The sequence below is a fragment of the Nonomuraea sp. NPDC004354 genome (assembly GCF_053602555.1).
In genome coordinates this window covers 26,720-44,374 of sequence record NZ_JBSGDV010000002.1, presented here as the reverse complement: position 1 = coordinate 44,374, position 17,655 = coordinate 26,720, and the positions used below count along the sequence as shown (strand labels likewise).

Annotated in this window: 19 protein-coding genes; 6 read left to right on the top strand and 13 right to left on the bottom strand. The window is 71.8% G+C overall.

The features are described 5' to 3' along the window. Positions 1-5 precede the first annotated feature (5 nt). From ACWENQ_RS05870 to fxsT, 4 genes are read left to right on the top strand one after another with little or no spacing between them, the layout of a single operon-like run. Positions 6-2,210, top strand: a complete 2,205-nt coding sequence (locus ACWENQ_RS05870) for an FxsB family cyclophane-forming radical SAM/SPASM peptide maturase (RefSeq protein ID WP_452413011.1) — start codon at positions 6-8, stop codon at positions 2,208-2,210. Then, positions 2,207-2,959 (top strand): aminoglycoside N(3)-acetyltransferase, encoded by a 753-nt coding sequence (locus ACWENQ_RS05865; protein ID WP_449915529.1) that lies wholly within the window; start codon positions 2,207-2,209, stop codon positions 2,957-2,959. The genes ACWENQ_RS05870 and ACWENQ_RS05865 overlap by 4 nt, the downstream gene beginning before the upstream one ends. A 12-nt stretch (positions 2,960-2,971) precedes the next feature. Next, positions 2,972-4,054: a TIR-like protein FxsC gene (locus tag ACWENQ_RS05860; protein WP_449915526.1), complete on the top strand. Its 1,083-nt coding sequence runs from the start codon at positions 2,972-2,974 to the stop codon at positions 4,052-4,054. Then, the gene (gene fxsT / locus ACWENQ_RS05855) at positions 4,051-7,869 is read left to right on the top strand and encodes an FxSxx-COOH system tetratricopeptide repeat protein (protein ID WP_452413010.1); all 3,819 of its coding nucleotides are present in this window, start codon (positions 4,051-4,053) and stop codon (positions 7,867-7,869) included. The genes ACWENQ_RS05860 and fxsT overlap by 4 nt, the downstream gene beginning before the upstream one ends. Here the strand turns inward: fxsT and ACWENQ_RS05850 are convergent. Further along, a complete protein-coding gene (locus ACWENQ_RS05850; RefSeq protein ID WP_354921889.1) occupies positions 7,838-8,716 on the bottom strand; it encodes an alpha/beta fold hydrolase in 879 nt (292 codons plus the stop codon). The two genes, fxsT and ACWENQ_RS05850, sit on opposite strands and share 32 nt — an antisense overlap. A gap of 118 nt (positions 8,717-8,834) precedes the next feature. Between ACWENQ_RS05850 and ACWENQ_RS05845 the strand changes: the two genes are divergently transcribed. Continuing rightward, positions 8,835-9,008: a CsbD family protein gene (locus ACWENQ_RS05845; RefSeq protein ID WP_354921823.1), complete on the top strand. Its 174-nt coding sequence runs from the start codon at positions 8,835-8,837 to the stop codon at positions 9,006-9,008. Positions 9,009-9,037: 29 nt separating this feature from the next. Here ACWENQ_RS05845 and ACWENQ_RS05840 read toward each other — a convergent pair whose 3' ends face one another. The 12 genes from ACWENQ_RS05840 to ACWENQ_RS05785 form a co-directional block, all read right to left on the bottom strand. Continuing rightward, complete coding sequence (locus ACWENQ_RS05840) at positions 9,038-10,201, bottom strand: ROK family protein (RefSeq protein WP_452413009.1); 1,164 nt, start codon at positions 10,199-10,201, stop codon at positions 9,038-9,040. A gap of 74 nt (positions 10,202-10,275) precedes the next feature. Further along, positions 10,276-10,578, bottom strand: a complete 303-nt coding sequence (locus ACWENQ_RS05835; protein WP_354921818.1) for a gas vesicle protein K — start codon at positions 10,576-10,578, stop codon at positions 10,276-10,278. A 7-nt stretch (positions 10,579-10,585) separates the two neighbouring features. Continuing rightward, on the bottom strand, positions 10,586-10,819 hold the full coding sequence (locus tag ACWENQ_RS05830; protein ID WP_449915519.1) for a gas vesicle protein: 234 nt from the start codon (positions 10,817-10,819) through the stop codon (positions 10,586-10,588). Further along, positions 10,809-11,633 carry a GvpL/GvpF family gas vesicle protein gene (locus tag ACWENQ_RS05825; protein WP_449915517.1) on the bottom strand — a complete coding sequence of 275 codons (825 nt, stop codon included), beginning with the start codon at positions 11,631-11,633 and terminating at the stop codon, positions 10,809-10,811. The genes ACWENQ_RS05830 and ACWENQ_RS05825 overlap by 11 nt, the downstream gene beginning before the upstream one ends. Continuing rightward, positions 11,602-12,018 (bottom strand): gas vesicle protein GvpJ, encoded by a 417-nt coding sequence (gene gvpJ / locus ACWENQ_RS05820; RefSeq protein ID WP_449915515.1) that lies wholly within the window; start codon positions 12,016-12,018, stop codon positions 11,602-11,604. Before gvpJ (ACWENQ_RS05820) ends, ACWENQ_RS05825 begins: the two co-directional genes overlap by 32 nt. A gap of 1 nt (position 12,019) precedes the next feature. After that, positions 12,020-12,361 carry a gas vesicle protein GvpO gene (gene gvpO / locus ACWENQ_RS05815; RefSeq protein ID WP_452413008.1) on the bottom strand — a complete coding sequence of 114 codons (342 nt, stop codon included), beginning with the start codon at positions 12,359-12,361 and terminating at the stop codon, positions 12,020-12,022. A 4-nt stretch (positions 12,362-12,365) separates the two neighbouring features. Further along, the gene (locus ACWENQ_RS05810) at positions 12,366-12,623 is read right to left on the bottom strand and encodes a gas vesicle protein GvpG (protein ID WP_449915511.1); all 258 of its coding nucleotides are present in this window, start codon (positions 12,621-12,623) and stop codon (positions 12,366-12,368) included. Continuing rightward, positions 12,623-13,414 (bottom strand): GvpL/GvpF family gas vesicle protein, encoded by a 792-nt coding sequence (locus ACWENQ_RS05805; RefSeq protein ID WP_452413007.1) that lies wholly within the window; start codon positions 13,412-13,414, stop codon positions 12,623-12,625. The genes ACWENQ_RS05810 and ACWENQ_RS05805 overlap by 1 nt, the downstream gene beginning before the upstream one ends. 1 nt (position 13,415) lies before the next feature. Beyond that, positions 13,416-13,877: a gas vesicle protein GvpJ gene (gene gvpJ / locus ACWENQ_RS05800; protein ID WP_452413006.1), complete on the bottom strand. Its 462-nt coding sequence runs from the start codon at positions 13,875-13,877 to the stop codon at positions 13,416-13,418. Positions 13,878-13,917: 40 nt separating this feature from the next. Next, entirely contained in the window at positions 13,918-15,114 is a 1,197-nt protein-coding gene (locus tag ACWENQ_RS05795) for an SRPBCC family protein (RefSeq protein ID WP_452413005.1), read from the bottom strand. A gap of 5 nt (positions 15,115-15,119) precedes the next feature. Next, on the bottom strand, positions 15,120-15,731 hold the full coding sequence (locus tag ACWENQ_RS05790; protein ID WP_449915503.1) for a hypothetical protein: 612 nt from the start codon (positions 15,729-15,731) through the stop codon (positions 15,120-15,122). 267 nt (positions 15,732-15,998) lie between these two features. Then, positions 15,999-17,129, bottom strand: a complete 1,131-nt coding sequence (locus ACWENQ_RS05785) for an FAD-dependent oxidoreductase (RefSeq protein WP_452413004.1) — start codon at positions 17,127-17,129, stop codon at positions 15,999-16,001. 62 nt (positions 17,130-17,191) lie between these two features. Between ACWENQ_RS05785 and ACWENQ_RS05780 the strand changes: the two genes are divergently transcribed. Next, a complete protein-coding gene (locus ACWENQ_RS05780; protein WP_452413003.1) occupies positions 17,192-17,644 on the top strand; it encodes a MarR family winged helix-turn-helix transcriptional regulator in 453 nt (150 codons plus the stop codon). Positions 17,645-17,655: the final 11 nt, after the last annotated feature.

The following is a 17,655-nucleotide window of genomic DNA, read 5'->3' as shown; positions in this document are numbered from 1 at the left end:
CGGCGATGGTGCCGTTCCGCCAGTTCGTCCTCAAGGTCCACAGCAGGTGCGACCTGGCCTGCGACCACTGCTACGTGTACGAGCACGCCGACCGGAGCTGGCGCCGACGGCCCAGGGTGATGTCCGCCGAGACGATCGCCTGGAGCGCGTTGCGCATCGCCGAGCACGTCAAGAGCCACGCCCTCGACCGGATCACGGTCGTCCTCCACGGCGGCGAGCCGCTCCTGGCCGGCCACGCCAGGCTGCGGGCCGTCGCCGAGGCGATCGAGTCGGCGCTGGCCGGCACGTGCCGCCTCGACCTGCGCCTGCACACCAACGGGCTGCTGCTGGACGACGACTTCCTCGACCTGTTCGAGGAACACGGCATCAAGGTGGGGGTCTCGCTCGACGGCGACCGGGCCGCCCACGACCGCCACCGGCGCTACGCCGACGGCAGGGGCAGCCACGACAGGGTGGTCGGCAGGCTGGCCCTGCTGCGCAGGCGTCCGCACCTCTACGCGGGGTTGCTGTGCACGGTGGACGTGGCCAACGACCCGATCGCCGTCTACGAGGCGCTGGCCCGGCAGGCGCCACCGCGGGTCGACTTCCTGCTCAAGCACGCCACCTGGGACGACCCGCCGGAGCGCGGGGCGGGCGACTGGCTCGTCGCCGTCTTCGACAGGTGGGTGGCCGACGGCAGGCCGATGTCCGTGCGGCTGTTCGAGTCGATCGAGTCGACGTCGAGGGGTGGCCCGAGCACCACCGAAGCGCTCGGCCTGGAGCCCAGCGACCTGGTGGTCATCGAGACCGACGGCGCCTACGAGCAGGTCGACTCGCTGAAGACCGCCTACGACGGCGCCCCGGCGACCGGGCTCGACGTGTTCTCCCACCCGCTCGACGAGGTGGCCGGGCATCCGGGGATCGTGGCGCGGCAGCGCGGGATCGACGGGCTGGCCGAGGCGTGCCGGCGCTGCCCTGTGGTCGGCAGTTGCGGCGGGGGCCTCTACCCGCACCGCTACAAGGGGGGCGGCTTCGCCAATCCGAGCGTCTACTGCGCCGACCTGCTCAAGCTGATCACGCATGTGCGGGGGCGGCTGCGCCGTACGCACGAGCTGACGTCGGCGCAGCTCGGCGAGCTGGCCGCGGGGCACGGGAGCGCGGAGACGGTCGCGGCGCTGGCCGCGGGCCAGGCCAGCCTGCGCAGGCTGGCGCTGACGAAGGCCGCCGCGCCGGGCGCCGCGTGGCGCCTGCTGACCAGGATCGACGCCGAGCATCCCGCCGCGCTGGCCGCCGTGCTGGACCACCCGTACGTGCTGGCGTGGGCGGCCGGACGCCTGGCCGGTACGGCAGGCCCCGCCCACCTCGGCAACATCGCGGCGGCCGCCGCGCTCAGGGCAGGTGTCACGGCCGAGGTCGAGGTGGAGGTGCGTGGCGGCGTCGGCTACCTGCCCGGCCTCGGCGCCTTCACCGGCATGACCGGCACCGTGGTGCGCCTAGACGGCGGGGGCGCCGAGGCGGGCGGGGCAGCCTGGGAGCCGTTGCGGCGGCTCTCGGCAGGGGGGATGGAGGTGGCGGTGGAGGACCTGGACCCCTACCGCGACTGCCACCAGTGGTCGCCGGCGCCGCGGCTGACCGGCGAGCAGGCGCGGGCGTGGCAGGAGCGGTTCGCCGCGGCCGTCCGGGTGATCGAGCGCGACCATCCCGCCTACCTGCCCGCGATCAGGGCGGGGCTGACCACGCTGACCCCGCTCAGCACGGTCGGCGGCGCCACCAGTTCGGCCTCCAGGCACGCGTTCGGCGCGATCGCCACCACGCTGCCGGACGAGGGGGAGAGTCTGGCTCTGCTGCTCCTGCACGAGTTCCAGCACGTGAAGCTGGGCGCGGTGCTCGACCTGTTCGACCTGTTCGACGCGCGCGACGCCCGGCTCTTCTACGCGCCGTGGCGTGACGATCCCCGCCCGCTGGAGGGACTGCTGCAGGGCGCCTACGCGCATCTGGCCGTCACCGACTTCTGGCGCCGGCGCGACGCCCGCGCCTTCGCCCGCTGGCGGGCGGACACCGCCATGGCCGTCGAGACGCTGCTCGGCGCGGGCACGCTGACCCCGCTGGGCGTGGCGTTCGTGGCGGGCATGCGGCGGAGCGTCATGCCGTGGCTGGACGAACCGGTGCCCGAGACGGCCGAGCGTGCCGCGCAGGAGGAGCGGGCGGCCCACCGCGGCAGGTTCGGATGACCAGGCGGGAGCTGTCCGGCCAGCTCAGCCGGCTGGGGGTGGCGGCCGGCCAGGTCCTGCTCGTCCACAGCGCGCTGCGCAGGGTCGGCGACGTCACGGCGGCGACCGCCGCGGCGGCGCTGCGCGACGTGCTGGGCGAGGAGGGCACGCTGGTCGTGCCCACGCAGACGGCCGGCAACTCCGACACCTCGCGCGAGCACCTGGAGCGGATCGCGGGCATGTCCCCCGGGCAGGTCGCCGCCTTCCGCGCGACGATGCCGCCCTTCGACCCGCTGACCACGCCGTCCACCGGCATGGGACGGCTGGCCGAGCACGTCAGGACCACCGAGGGGGCGGTGCGCAGCGCGCACCCGCAGACCTCCTTCGCCGCGCTGGGCCCCATGGCCGCCAAGCTGATGGACGGCCACGCCCGCGACTGCCACCTCGGCGAGCACTCCCCGCTGGCCCGGCTGTACGAGGCGAACGCGTGGATCCTGCTGCTCGGCGTGGGTTACACCGCCTGTACGGCTCTGCACCTCGCGGAGTACCGCCTGCCTGACCCGCCGCTCAGGACCTACCGATGTGTGGTGGAGGAAGGCTGGTGGGAATACCAGGACGTGGACCTCCAGGACGCTCACCTGACGGAACTGGGTGCCGATCTCGACAAAACGGATTTCTCGCGGAAAGGCGGTGTTGGCCGGGCAGAATGTCGTCTACTGCCTCTTGCGCCGATGGTGGATTTCGCAGTGAATTGGCTTGCCGTGAAATAGGAAGGAGGCGGGTTGCCCGAATCCCCGTACTTCTTTCTGAGCTACCGGCGCAACGACGTGAGCGACCTCTGGGTCGCTCGCTTCTTCAAACACCTGTCCGACGACGTGCGCGCCGTCGTCAACGTGGAGCAGCCGGGCTTCATGGACCGGCAGGTGCCGATCGGCGGGATCTGGCCATCACATGTCTCCCAGGCGCTGTCCACCTGCAGGGTCTTCGTGCCCGTCTACTCCATGAGCTACTTCGACAGCGAGCACTGCGGCAAGGAGTGGGGCGCCTTCAGCCGGCGTTGCGGTCCCGGCTCCGAGGCCATCCTGCCGGTGCTGTGGGCGCCGCTGTACGACACGCCGGTGCCGGAGTGCGCGGGCGTGCTCAACTACGAGCACGCCGCCTTCGGCAAGGAGTACGCCAGAAGCGGCATCTACGGGGTCATGAAACTGCGCCGCTTCCGCGAGGCGTACAAGGAGGGCGTCTGGTGGCTGGCGCGCAGGATCATCGAGGTCGGCAGGACGGTCCAGGTGCCCTACCAGGCCATCCCCGACTACCGGGAGCAGCCGAACGCGTTCGCGACCATCGAGACCGGCAGGCCGTACCACGTGACGGTGGTGGCGCCGTCCCTGAGCGCGCTGCCGGGTGACCGCGACCCCGGCTTCTACGGCAGGTCGCCGCTCGACTGGAACCCCTTCGCGGGCCCCGGCACGCTCGCCGAGGCGGCGGCCGAGGTCGTCAGGCGGCAGGGGCTGCGCCCCGTCGTCGGCACGCTGGAGGAGGCCGGCGGGCTCGACGGCGAGCAGGGGGTGGTGCTCCTCGACCCGTGGGCGCTGGCCGACGCGGGGGTGCGCGAGGCGGTGTCGCGGCTGACCGCGCCCGTGCTCGTGCCCTGGCCCGCGGGTGACACGCAGAGCGCGGCTGAGCGTGAGCGGCTGGAGGGCGCGCTGCGCGAGACGGTCCAGGCCAGGCCGATCTCCGACCTGGACGCGCTGGCCGACCTGATCAGGCAGGCGGAGTGGCGGCGGCTGCGCGAGGCGCCCGGCTATCCACCGCCTGGCCCGTCGAGCGAGAAACCGAGGTTGAGCGGTCCCGAGGAGTGGTCATGAGCGAGGGCAGGATCATCACGTTCTACTCCTACAAGGGCGGCACGGGACGCACGATGGCGCTGGCCAACGTGGCCTGGATCCTCGCCGCCAACGGCAGGAAGGTCCTGGCGCTCGACTGGGACCTGGAATCGCCCGGCCTGCACAGGTTCTTCCACCCCTTCCTGGACGCGGGGGTGATCAGCGCGACGCCCGGCGTCATCGAGCTGATCACCGACTACGCCTTCGCCGCGTTGCAGCCGGTCGAGCGCGCGGCCGACTGGCACCTGGAGTACACCCAGGTGCTGCCGCGCGCGGTGTCCCTGGAGTACGACCACTTCCCGGGCAGCGGCACCATCGACTTCATCTCGGCGGGGCGGCAGAACCGCGACTACTCCTCGCTGCTGTCCACCTTCGACTGGGACAACTTCTACGAACGGCTCGGCGGCGGCGTCTTCCTCGACGCGCTGCGCGCCGACATGCGGCGCCACTACGACTACGTGCTGATCGACAGCCGCACCGGGCTCAGCGACATCGCCGACATCTGCACCGTGCACTTCCCCGACGTCCTCGTCGACTGCTTCACGCTCAGCGACCAGAGCATCGACGGCGCGGCGGCCGTGGCCAGGCACATCGACCAGCGCTACGGCGACAGGGGCATCAGGATCCTGCCGGTCCCGATGCGCATCGAGTCGGGCGAGAAGAAGAAGCTCGACGCCGGGCGGGCGCTGGCGCGCAGGCGCTTCGCCGGATTCCCCAAAGGGACCGACGCCGAGGAGTACTGGGCCGCCATCGAGATCCCCTACGTGCCCTTCTACGCCTACGAGGAGACGCTGGCCACCTTCGGCGAGGTCGCCTCCTCGCCGACGTCCATCCTGTCCGCCTACGAGCGGCTGGCCGGCGCGGTCACCGACGGCGACGTCAACGGGCTGCCGCCGGTCACCGAGGAGGTCCGCGCCCACGTCCTGGCGCTGTTCGAGCGCAGGCCGCCCGAGCCGGAGGAGGAAGGGACGCTGGCGCTCGCCTACGTCCCCGAGGACCGGATGTGGGCCGACTGGGTCGCCGCGCTGCTGCGCCGGAGCGGTATGAAGGTCCTGCAGGTCAGCGCCGACCTGCCCGACTGGGAGCAGGCGCTGCCGGGCGCGGCCAGGACCGCCGCCGTGGTCTCGCCCGCCTTCCAGCGCTCGCCGAGGACCAGGCACTTCGTCGCGCAACCGCCTCCCTACGTCGCCGTCTGCGTCGGCGACGTGCCCACCCAGGAGGGCGTCCGCATCGACCAGCTCGTCGAGGGTGAGGCGGCGCAGCTGCTCCTGCACGCCTTCGGCAGGGCCGGCCACACGCCCGAGCACCCCGCCGAGCCCGCCCCGATCGGCCCGCGCTTCCCCGGCACGCCGCCCAGGGTCTCCAACCTGCCGCCCCGCAACGCCGCCTTCACCGGGCGCGCGGCCGTGCTGGAGGAGCTGCGCAACCAGCTCGTCGGCACCGGCCAGGCGGTCGTCCTGCCGATGGCCCTGTACGGCCTCGGCGGCGTCGGCAAGACGCAGGTCGCGCTGGAGTACGCCTACCGCTTCATGGCCGACTACGACCTCGTGTGGTGGGTGTCGGCGGAGGAGTCCGCCGCCATCTCCGACAACTTCCTCGACGAGCTGGCGCCCAGGCTGGGGCTCAAGCCGGAGGACGCCACGGTCAGAGCCGTGCTGGAGGGGCTGCGGCGCGGCGAGCCGTACCCGAGGTGGCTGTTGATCTTCGACAACGCCACCGAGCTGGCCGAGCTCACCGACTATCTTCCGGTGAGCCCCGCCGGGCACGTGCTGATCACCTCGCGCAACCCCGCCTGGTCGAGCGTGGCCGCGCCGCTGGAGGTGGACGTCTTCAGCCGCGACGAGAGCGTCGAGCACCTGCGCGGGCAGGTGCCGGGGCTGGCCGAGAGCGACGCCGAGAAGGTGGCCGCGGCGCTGGGGTTCCTGCCGCTGGCCGTCGACCAGGCGGGCGCGTGGCTGCGGGAGACGGGCATGCCCGCGGGCGACTACGTCGAGCTGCTCGAGAGCGAGCTGACCAGGGCGCTGCCCACCTTCCGCGGCCCCAAGCCGGTCGCCGCCACCTGGAGCGTCTCGCTCGAACAGCTCAGGCGCCGCTCGCCCGCGGCGGTGCGGCTGCTGCAGCTGTGCGCGTTCTTCTCCGCCGAGCCCATCTCGATGACCATGATCTACAGCGACGAGATGGTGCGGCTGCTGCGCGAGCACGACGACACCCTGCGCGAGAAGCTCATGCTCGGCAGCGTCATCAGGGAGATCAGCAGGTTCGCGCTGGCGCGGGTGGACCAGGGCGACAACACCATCCAGGTGCACCGCCTCGTGCAGGCGGTGATCCGCAGCCAGATGGACGACGAGGCCCAGACGCGCGCCTGCCATGACGTGCACACCGTGCTCGTGGGCGCCCGGCCGCGCCAGGGCGACGTCGACGACCCGGAGAACTGGCCGCGCTACAGCCTGATCTGGCCGCACCTGACGCCGTCGCGGGCCGCCGAGTGCGGGGACGAGGACACCCGCCAGCTCCTCATCGACTCGGTCCGCTACACCTGGAAGCGCGGCAACTTCGAGCGGGCGCTGGAGCGCGGCCGGCAGCTGGAGCGGGCCTGGCTCGACTCGTACGGGCCCGACCACTGGCAGACGCTCTACCTGCGCTTCCACCTGGCCAACGTGCTGCGGTCACAGGGCCGCTACAAGGCGGCGAAGGAGGAGGACGAGCAGGTCATGGCTCTGCAGAAGGCCACGCTCGGCGGGCGGCACCCGCACACGCTCATGACCTCGGGCAGCCTCGCCGCCGACCTGCGCGGCCTCGGCGAGTTCAGGCAGGCGCTCGCGCTCGACCAGAACACCTACGCCCAGTTCAAGGAGCTGTTCGGCGAGGAGCACCCGCGTACCCTCGCCGCCGCCAACAACCTGGCCGTCTCCTACCGGCTGGTCGGCGACTGCTTCTCGGCCCGGCGGATCGACCAGGAGACGCTGGAGCGGCGCAGGTCGGTGCTCGGCGCCACCCACCCCTACACGCTGTTCTCGCAGGCCAACCTGGCGCGCGACCACCGGGAGGCGGGCGAGTTCCGGGTGTCGGTCGAGCTGCTGCGCGACACGCTGGAGAAGTACCAGGACGTGCTCGGCGACGACTTCCTCGACACGCTGCGCACCGCCAAGAGCCTGGCGGTCTCGCTGCGCAAGGCCGGAGCGCAGAGCGAGGCGCTCGAACTGGCCAAGGACACCTACGACCGCTACGTCCAGCACTTCCCCGCCTCCCCCGAGACCAGGGCGGCCGAGCTGGAGTACGCCTGCTGCCTGTCGGCGCTGGACAACAAGCCGCAGGCGCGGCGCATCGCCACGGGGATCCTCGAGGAGTTCCGCGCCGGCCTCGGCGCCACCCACCCCTACACGCTCGTCGTCGCCAACAACCTGATCACCTACCTGCGCGGCACCGGCGCGGTGCGGGAGGCGTGCGAGCTGGGCGAGCAGACCCTGGAGGCCTTCAGGGTACGGCTGGCCGCCGACCACCCCTTCTCCCTGTCGTGCGCCGTCAACTACGCCAACTGCCTGGGCGACCTCGGCGACCTGGCCGCCGCCGAATCGCTCGAGCGCGACACCGCCGCCCTGCTCAGGGGCGTGCTCGGCGCGCAGCACCCCGACACGCTCGCCTGCCGTGCAAACCTCGCCGTCACCCTGCACTCGACGGGTCAGCAGCGCGAGGTCATCGGCCTGATGAGAGACGTGCTGGGCCCTGGACACCCCAACATCGAGTCGCTGCGCGAGTGGCGGCGCATCAACAGGGACCTCGAACCTCAGCCGACGTGACCAGCCAGCGCAGCACGTCGGGCAGCACCGACAGCGCGCCGAAGTGCGCCGCCCCGCGCTCCACGGCCACGACCGCGCCGGGGATCCGCTCGCCGAGCCAGCGGCAGTGCGCGACGGGGGAGAACACGTCGTCCTCGCCGTGCCACAACAGCGTGGGCGTCTCGATCACGGCGGGGTCGAATCCCCACGGCCGGATGAACGCCATGGCGTCGTCCACCCAGCCGTCGGCCGAGTGGCGCAGGCCCTCGGCGAAGTTGCGCCACAGCATCGTCCTGATGCCGTCGTCGGCCACCACCCTGCGGTCGGCCTCCGGTAACTCGTGGAACAGCCCCGCGACGAGCTGGGCGGGGTTGGCCCTGATCCGCCTGGCCGCCGCGCCGAGCCGTTCGGCGATCACGTCGTAGCCGGCGCAGGCGGCGCTGTACTCCACCACGTTCGACTCGGCCATCCCCTCGAACCAGTCGAGGCCCTCGGCGGTGCGCGGCGCCAGGCCGACGAGCACCGCGGCCTTCGACGTCCGTCCGGGCAGCAGCGCGGCGCAGGCCAGCGCGTGCGGCCCGCCGCCCGAGCGGCCCACGACGGCGAAGGTGTCGAGGCCGAGCGAGTCGGCGACCGCGCTGACGTCCTCGACCGCGTCGCTGACCCGGCGCCCGCGCGCGGGATCCGACCCGCCGTAGCCGGGACGGTCGAAGGTGATCAGCCGTACGCCGAGCCGGTACAGCACCGAGGCTCTGGGTCTGGGGCCGAGCCTGCTGCCCGGAGTGCCGTGCAGCAGGAAGACGGGATGGCCGGTGGGGGACCCCCATTCCTCGACGGCGAGCTTCCTGCCCCCGGAGGTGCGCACCATTGTCGTCACAGCTCCGGTTATGCCCAGAACGGTGAACTTATGTGGGCCGCGGCGGCTCGTCGTCACCCGCGACCTATTGTGGACAGCAACAATTCGTCACGCGGGGGGAGGCGCGGCCATGGGGAGGACCGAAAAGGCCAAGGCCAAGATCCAGGAGACGAAAGGCAAGGTCAAGCAGAGATTCGGCGAGATGACCGGCAACCGTTCGCTGCAGGCGAAGGGAAAAGCCGAAAAGGTCAAGGGCAGTCTCAGACTGGCCGCTGAGAAGACGAAGGACGCCTTCAGGAAGTGACCACGGCGAAAGACCGTCCGGTCTTACGCTCAGGGGGCCATCGACGTGTGCCGGGCGCGCTCCAGCGGGTCGTCGGCGGACAGCGTCAGCGCGTCGACCTCGTCGATGGCCATGCACGCCGCGCCCAGCACCACGCAGTTCTCGCCCAGGATCGACAGGCGGATCTCCGGCATCCGCAGGCACAGCGGCTCCAGCGCGCGGCGCAGCGGCTCCAGCAGCACGTCGCCCGAGCGGGACAGGCCACCGCCCAGCACGACCACTTCGGGGTCGAGGGTGAGCACCATGGCCGCCGTGCCCACCGCCAGGTCCGCGGCGTACCGCTCGACGGCCGCCAGCGCGCCGGCGTCGCCCTGCCGCGCCGCGCCGAAGACCAGTCCGGCCACCTCGTCGGGCGCCGCTCCCGCGAACGACGGCGACCGCTCCAGGTGCTCGCCCATGCGCAGCCAGCCCACCGCGTCCAGCATGCCCACCTCGCCCGCCGCGCCGCCGAACCCGTGGTGGAGCCTGCCGTCCAGGACGACGGCGGCGCCGGGCCGCCGACCGGCGTGCAGGTAGACCAGGTCGCGCACGTCGCGGGCCACGCCCATCCGCTGCTCGGCCAGCGCCGCCAGCCTGCTGTCGTTGCACACCAGGACCGGCGCGTCGAAGGTGGCCCCGAGGTGCGCGATCAGGTCCACGCCCGCCCAGTCGGGTATCGCGTGGACGGCGGTCACCTGGCCTTTACGGTCGACCACGCCCACCGTCCCGGCGGTGACCGCCCAGACCTCGCCGGGCGCCAGGCCCGCCGTCTCCATGCAGGCGGCGACGGCACGGTCCACGGCGGCCAGCCGCTCAGGGCGCGGCACGTCGGGGCTGACCGGGGTCCTGCCGCTGGCGACGACCCGGCCGTCCAGGTCGGTGATCGCGGCCAGCACCTTGTGCACGCCGATGTCGAGCCCGAGGACGTGACCGGCCTCGAAACGGAAGCGGTAGCGGCGCGCGGGCCTGCCCATGGCACCCCGCGTGGGCGGCACCTCCATGATCCAGCCGCGCTCGCACAGGTCGGCGACCACCTCGACGGCCGACGCCCTGGACAGCCCGGTGCGCCTGGCCACCTCGGCGAGCGTCAGCGGATCGGTCCCGCGCAGCACCCGGAGGCAGGCCAGCGAGTTGAGATGGCGCAGCCGCCGGAGATCTCCGCCACCGATGTTCACAGCCCACCTCGCCGACCGGCCCACTAATGCAGGACTCCATTATTAGTCGCCGGCGGCGCGTGAGCGGCACCTGATCAGTCCTCGGGAAGCAGGGTCCCGAGCGGTCCGAGGTCGAGGTTGAGATCGGCCGGGGTCAGGCCGAACCGGTCGCACAGCTCGGTCATCGCCTCCTCCAGCCGCATCAGCGTCAGCCCGAGCACCTCGATCTGCTCGTCCGACAGGTCCCCCTGCTCCATCCGCCGCACGCACTGGCGCTCCACCAGCTGGCGGACGAGCTCGACCAGGGTCAGCACCAGGCGGGAGAGGTCGCGTTCCATGGCCTCGCGGTCGGTCTCGATGCGCACCCTGCTCGTGCGCGCCGTATGACGTGGTTCCATCGCGTTCTCACCTCCAGCCGGTGTCGTCGCCCGCCGTCGTGTCGCACTCCCGCACGGACATGATCAACGCCCGTACGGAGATCCGGACGAGGTCGATGTCGGCGATGGACAGGACCAGGTCGCCGCTCACGACCACCCCGCCGGCCAGCAGCCGGTCCAGCAGGTCGACCAGCGCCACCCGTTCGGGGGGAAGGCGGCCCTCCCTGGCCAGCTGGGCACCGCGCGGCTCCTCAAGCGTCACCGAGCACCTCCGGCTCCGCCGGATCGGCCAGATCGGTGAAGGAGTAGGGCGCCCAAGGACCGGTCAGCTCGACGTCCACACCCTGCCCGCGCAACCCCTCGACGGCGCGGGTGAACTCGCCGGCGCGGTCCCGCTCGACGAGGTAGGCGCCGTTGAGGATCATGAGCTCGCTGCGGCCCGACAGCTGCGGGTCCTGGGCGCGGTGCCGCCGGCTCCCGATGGCGAGGGACGAGAGCGCCTCGTGGATCTCCTCCGCGCGCGCGGCGGCCTTGCGCCACGACTCCTCGCGACCGCGAATGCTCTGCCGGCGCCGCCTGAGGTAGGCCGCTCCCGGGCCGCCCGCCTGCACCGTCTCCTCCTCGGGGGGAGCGGCGGCGGACAGGTCGACGTAGGCCTTCACGCCCCACTCCTGCCGGTCGGCGATGCGGGCGAGCACCTCCACGAAGTCGTCGTGCCTGCGGCTGAGGAGCTGCCTGATCTGGTCGTCGCCGCTGTAGACGGTGACCAGCCGGACCGGCGCGGCCGGGCAGCCCTCCGCGACCGCCTCCACGACGTGATGGTGGGCCCTCGCGGTCCGGCCGAGCCAGTCGAGGTCCTCCATCGACCGCCGCAGCGGCTCCGCCCCGAACAGGCTCAGCGGGACGGTGCTCACGTAGGCCACCAGCCCGGCGTGCGCGACGGCCCGCACCGGCGTGCCGGCCACACCGACCAGGCCCTCAGGCACCTTGAGACCGAGGTCGCGGGTCACGGCGTAGAGGTAGGTCCCCGTGTCCCGCAGGGTGTCATTCGGTGTCTCGTTGGCTGTGTCGTTCACGCTGCTCGTCCGATCGTCCGGCCCGCAGGGACTGGCGCTCCTCTCGGCCCGCGCCCAGGGACTCGCGCTCCTCCAGCGCCTCGAGCCTGGCGCGCAGCCTGCGGTTCTCCTCCAGGAGGCCCCGGCTGTCGCCCGTGAGCCATGGGTCGTGCTCCCACCAGTCGATACCCATCTCCCTGGCCGTGTCGACGGAGGCGATCACCAGCCGCAACTTGATCGTGAGCAGTTCGATGTCCAGCAGGTTCACCCGGATGTCGCCCGCGATCACCACCCCCCTGTCGAGCACGCGCTCCAGGATGTCGCCGAGGTTGGCGGGCTCGCGCCCGCCCTGTCGCGCGGGAGAGGACATCGGTCGTACGGCAGGCGCGGAACGCGGATCGGTCATGTCATGACTCCTCGTACGCTCTGTCGCCTGTGCCCCGCCGGTACCGTCCCTTCCTCCGGTAGGCGAGAAGGTTGCCCTCCTCGTCGAGGTCCACCTCGTAGAGGGCCAGGATGTCGCCGGCCGAGGGGATGCGGCGGTCCTCGACGACCTCGACCTCCACCACCCAGCCGTCCTCCGCCGGTTCCACCATCGTGACGCCCTCGGCTTCTCGCCCGGTCAGGTCGATGATGTGGCGCAGGCCTGCCTGGCCCGCCGACGCGGCCGTCATGTCACCTGTACGGCGCGCGGCGGGCCGGTCGTTCCGGTCTTCCTCGGGACGTGCGACCCTGCGCTTGGCAGGCACGAAGTCACCTCCCCTCCGTGTCATCGGGCGGGTCGGTGGCCTGGCCGGTGATCCGTAGCAGGACCCGCTCCATGGCCTCCTCCGCCTCCTCCTCGGAGATCTCGCCGGCGTCCCTGGCGTTCTCGATCTCCTCGAGCTCGCGCTTGGCCACCGAGGGGTCGTACAGCTGGCGGTCCGCCTCGTCCCGCAGCACCTCCGCGAGCTTGATCAGTCCTTTGAGCGGCGCGAGCGGAAGGCCCACGACCATGGTGAGCAGTCCCATCACCCACCACCCTGGCCGCCGCTCACCACGAAGTCGTAGGGCGCCATCGGCCCGAGCAGGCGCAGCTCGACCCGCCCGGCCCATTGCCGTCCGAGCTCCTCCACGACCTGCGCCAGCTCGCCCTCGCGGTCGGTCTCGACGAGGAGCGCCACGTTCATGGCGTCCAGCTCGTGTGACGGCTCGCGGAGGGACGACATGACGACGACCGTCTTGACGGCTTCGAGCAGCGCCGCGGTGTCCGCGTCGCGCTTGGCGGCGACCGCCGTGTTGATCAGCTCGCCGAGCTGGATGCGCTGGTTCCGCGTGGCGTCCTCCGGCAGGCCGTGGATCTCCTCCCGGAGCCGCTCGATCTCGGGGTTCTCCTCGAGCACCTCGCCGAGCACCGTCTCCTCGGCGTAGCGGCCCTTCACCGCGAACTGCGCGCGTCCCTCCAGCTCCCGCAGCGCGGCGGCGAACTCGTCGTGATAGGGGGCCAGCAGTTCCTCGACCGCCGCGTCGCAGGTCGCCAGCACGGCGCCGAAGCGGATCGGCAGCACCGGCACCTCGGCGGCGGTCGCGTCGAGCAGCTGCTCGTGCGCGCGCAGGTCGGCGGGGGTGCCGAGCGGGCGGTCGAGGGTGATCTCGCTCACCAGCGCGGCCAGGTCGCCGTGCTGTACCGTGCGTATCCGCGCCTCCGCCACGCCCTGGGCCTCCGGGTCGACCTCCACGTCCGCGGGCACGATGCCGTAGAGGTAGCACCCGGTCTTCTGCTCGGTGGCGGGCTGTTCGGTCGTCTCGGTGGTCTGGCCCATGTCAGCCCTCCTCCTTCTTGCTCCCGCGCGACCGGGCAGGCTCCCGCTCCTCGTCGCGGTCGCCGATCAGGTCCTCCAGCCTCTTGCCGGCGGCCTCCAGCGAGGGGCGCTCGTCGTCCTCGGACGGCACCTGCTCCGCCTGCACCTGTTCGGCCTGGATCTGCTCCGCCGCCGCTTGCTGGTCCCCGCCGCCCGTCACGCTCTGCACGACCTCCGGAAGCCCAGGTTTCCTGGACTTGGTGAGATCCAGCCGATCCGTCGCCTCGGCGAAACGCAGATACGTGTCGACGCTCGCCACGACGATCCGCGCGTCGATGCTCAGGATCTCGATGCCGATCAGCGAGACGCTGACGTAGGCGTCGATGACGAGCCCTTTGTCGAGGATCGTGTCGACGACATCGGCCAGACTCGTTCCGGAAGGACGGCTGGTCACCCCGCCGCCTCCCGCAGGCTGCACCGTCATGCCCTGCCTCTTCCTTGATGGTCGTTGCTTGCGTGGCCCGTCACCTGGTGCGCGTCGAGCCCGTCCTTCTGCGCGCCGGGGAGGACGGCTGGTCCTCCTCAGCCTCGCGGCGCCGCCGTACCGGACGCGCGGCGCCCGTTCCCGTCGACCGCTCCCTGGCGACGGCGGGCCGGGAAGCCTCCTCGGGCTCCTCTTCCTCCTCCTCGGCGGTCTCCCGCTGGGGTCCTTCCTCTTCTTCCTCCTCCTCTTCCTCGGGTTCCTCCTCCGGCTGTTCCTCCTCGGCCCTCTCGTCCTCGCGTTCCTCCTCGGGCTCTTCCTCGGGCTCCTCCGCGGGCTTCTCCTCGGCCCTCTCGTCCGCGGGCTCCTCCCGCTCCTGCTCCTCCTGGAGCGCCGTCTCGTGGTCCTTCACCACCTCGCCGTCGTGGATCTCGCCCCGCCAGCCGTCCTCGGCCATCTCCTCGGGGTGCAGCATCGTCTGCGTCATGACGTGCCGGACGAAGTGCTTGAGCTCCAGCCGCGCCCGCCGCCCCTGCGCGCGCCACATGTTCCCGACCCGCTCGACCACGCCCTGCGGGTGGTACTCGAGGACGAGCACCACGCGGGTGAGATCAGGGGTGAGCGCGTGGAAGGTCACCGCGCCGTCGACATATCCCTTGTTTCCCTCCGAACGCCAGATGATCAGCTTGTCGGGCACCTGCTCGATCACCTTGGCCTGCCACGTCCGATGCGACCAGAAGATCTGCGCCTTCCAGCTCACCTGCTCCTCGGACTCCTGCTCGACGCTCTCGACCTTCTTCATGAAGCCGGGGAAGTCCTGGAAGCGCGTCCACTGGTTGTAGACGACGCGCACGGGAGCACCGACGTCGACGGATTCGACGATGTTGGTCATCTTGGGCTTGGCGCTCTTCTGGCCCGCCTTCCCGAGCTTCTGCCTCACGCCCCCGAGCTTCTGGCCCGTGCTCCCGATGCCGCCCTTGACGGCCTCAGCCGCCTTGGCCAGCCCGGAACCGCCGGGTTCCGACCCGGTGATGGCGCTGATCAGGCTTGTTCCGCCCCCCGCCGCGAAGTCGGTCAGCCGGCCGGCCATGCCCTCGACCTTGCCGGTCAGGGAAAGCAGCGCCCGCTCGGCCATGGCCTGGACGAGGTTCTGCATCTCCTGGGCGAGCCGGTCCGTGGGCACGGCCTGCGCGATCTTCTCCGCCACCTTCTCGGTGACTGCTGTCTTCGGCGCGGCCATCGACGTCACCTCCGCGTCCTGGAGACCGGCCGGACGGGACGCTGACGCCTCGGCGGTGGTGTGGGCTCCTCCTCAGGAGGCTCTTGTTCCTCCTCGTCGTAGGGCTCCTCGACGTAGTCGTACTCGTCCTCGTCGTACTGGTCTTCCTCGTCGGCCTCCGGGCCGGCCCGGCCGCCCGCGCCACGGTCCGTTGTCTCCTCCGCGCCGCGGCTCCTGCCCGCTCCGCCGGCGGTCCGCTCGCCTTCTCCGTCGCCGGTCTGCTCCTCGGCACCGGCCTGCTCGCCGGCGCCCCTGCCGCCGCCGGGCTGCCGCAGGGATTCGGCGCGGTCGTGCAGGCGCGAGCTCAACGAGTCGATCTGCCTGCTGGTCGCGGCCACCGCCGCGGCCTTGCCGACCTCCACCAGCTCGCCCCGCAGGCGTCCGGTCAGCTGTTGCAACTCGGGGCTTTCGCCGAGCAGCTTGCTCCCCAGCTGGAGCAGTCCGCCGCCGCCCTCGCCCCGAGTCATCCCGCTCGCCAGCCCGGCGGCCGCCAGCGCCATGGCCAGCCCCAGCTTGTGCCGCCGACCGAGGTAGTAGCCGGCGATCACAGCCAGCGCTACCCGTGTTCGGTCCTTCATGATGAGCGCTCCTTGCCGTTCCTGCCTCGACCTCGACCACCCGGCAGGGCCGCACCGGCGAAGCATCCGCTCGAACGGCGATCTGCTCCTGGAGGCGCCTCTCCCGAGCCGTGAATCGGTCCCCCTTCTGCCCCGAAAATCTGACAAACACGCATATAGCCGAAAAAGAGGTACAAACTTGACGATCGCTATCCGGCCTGGTGGGCGCCGGACACCGGCAGGTTCGTCGCGGAAGGGGCGGGCGGCACGGCGCGACCGGCGGCCGCGTCAGGCGGATCGGACGGCAGGCGTGGTGAGGCGGTTGCTGAAGCGGGCGAGCATTCCCGTCTGGGACGTTTCCGGGATCAGCCGGCCGAGCAGCGGCGGGATGCGCCAGTTGGCGGGGTTGCGCTTGGCCAGCCTGGACACCAGGGAGATGTGCGGGTAGCGGGCCTTCTCGTAGGCGCGCAGCCGTACCGTAGGGTCGCCGCCCCTGGCGAGCTCGCGGCCGAGCACCCACGCGTCCTCGAGGGTCTGGTTGGCGCCCTGTCCCAGGGTGGGCGGCATGGTGTGGGCGGCGTCGCCGACCAGGGTGATGCGGCCCTCTCCCCATACCGGGCGGACCTTGTTCCAGTGGTGGCCGAAGAACTCGAGGTCGTCCTCGGTGGCGGCGGCGAGCACCTCGGGGACGGGCGAGGCCCACCGCCCGAACCTGCGCCGCAGCTCGGCCAGCGGGGCGGCGGGCCGGGGGTCGGTGGGTGACCACCGCACGTCGAACCACCACTGCAGCAGACCGTCGCCGGCGGGCATGAGCCCGCACGCGCCCTCCGGCCCGGTGATCATGAGATGGCGGTGCGTGCCGGTGAGGTCGATGTCGATCGGGCTGAGGCCCTGCCACGTGCCGAAGGTGGCCGGCTGGACCGAGCCGTCGCCCCACAGGTGGCGCCGGACGGCCGAGTGGTGGCCGTCGGCTCCGACGAGCAGGTCTCCCGTGGCCGTCGACCCGTCGCTGAAGGTCACCGTGACCCGGTCGTCGTCCTGGCTCACGCCCTGGCAGCTCGTGCCGTAGCGGACGAGGTCGTCGGGCAGCCCGTCACCCAGGCGTTCCAGCAGGTGCCGGCGGGGGATCGCCTGGGTGGCGAAGCCGAAGCGGCCGGCCGCGTGGGCGATGTCCATGCTGGTGCGCAGCCGCCCGTCGTCGGTCATCGCGTCGATCCTGTCGATGCGGGCGCCGACGCCGTCCAGGCTGATGCCGAGATCGTCGAGGACGGCGTTGCCGTTGCTCCAGACGAGCAGCGCCTTACCTCCTGTCCGCCGGGCCGGAGCCTGCTCGTAAACCCGCACGCGGTGCCCGGCGGCCAGTAACGCGCGGGACACCGCGAGTCCGCCCACGCCGGCGCCGATGACAAGGATCTCCATATCTCCTCCAAATCGGAGTATCTCCGATATGAAGATATATCGCCGTGGAGTAGGTTGTGAAAGTGGCCCATAAACACCCGGGAGAGGCCGGGTTCCGCGAGTTCCTGATCGCGGTCCTCCTGCACAACGAGGCGGTCGCCGAACGGCTCGGCCTGCAACCGGCCGACGTCGCCGCCCTCATGCTGCTGGAGACGCGCGGACCGCTCGCCGTGGGGGCGATCTCCGATGAGCTCGGGCTGCCGTCCGCCTCGACCACCCGGTTGATCGACAGGCTGGAGAAGGCCGGCTACGCGCGCCGGGTGCGCGGGGAACGTGACCGGCGTACGGTCACCGTCGAACTGGTCGAGGGCGGCATGGACGATTACGACGCCGCCTGCGCGTCGTCCAGGCGCCACCTGGAGGCGGTCAGCCTGGACTACCGGCCGGAACAGGTCGGGGTACTGCTGGACATGTTCGGCCGCGTCGCCCAGGGCTATCGGGCGGCCGCCAGGGAACTGCGAGAGGGCGCGTCCTGAACGCCTGCCCG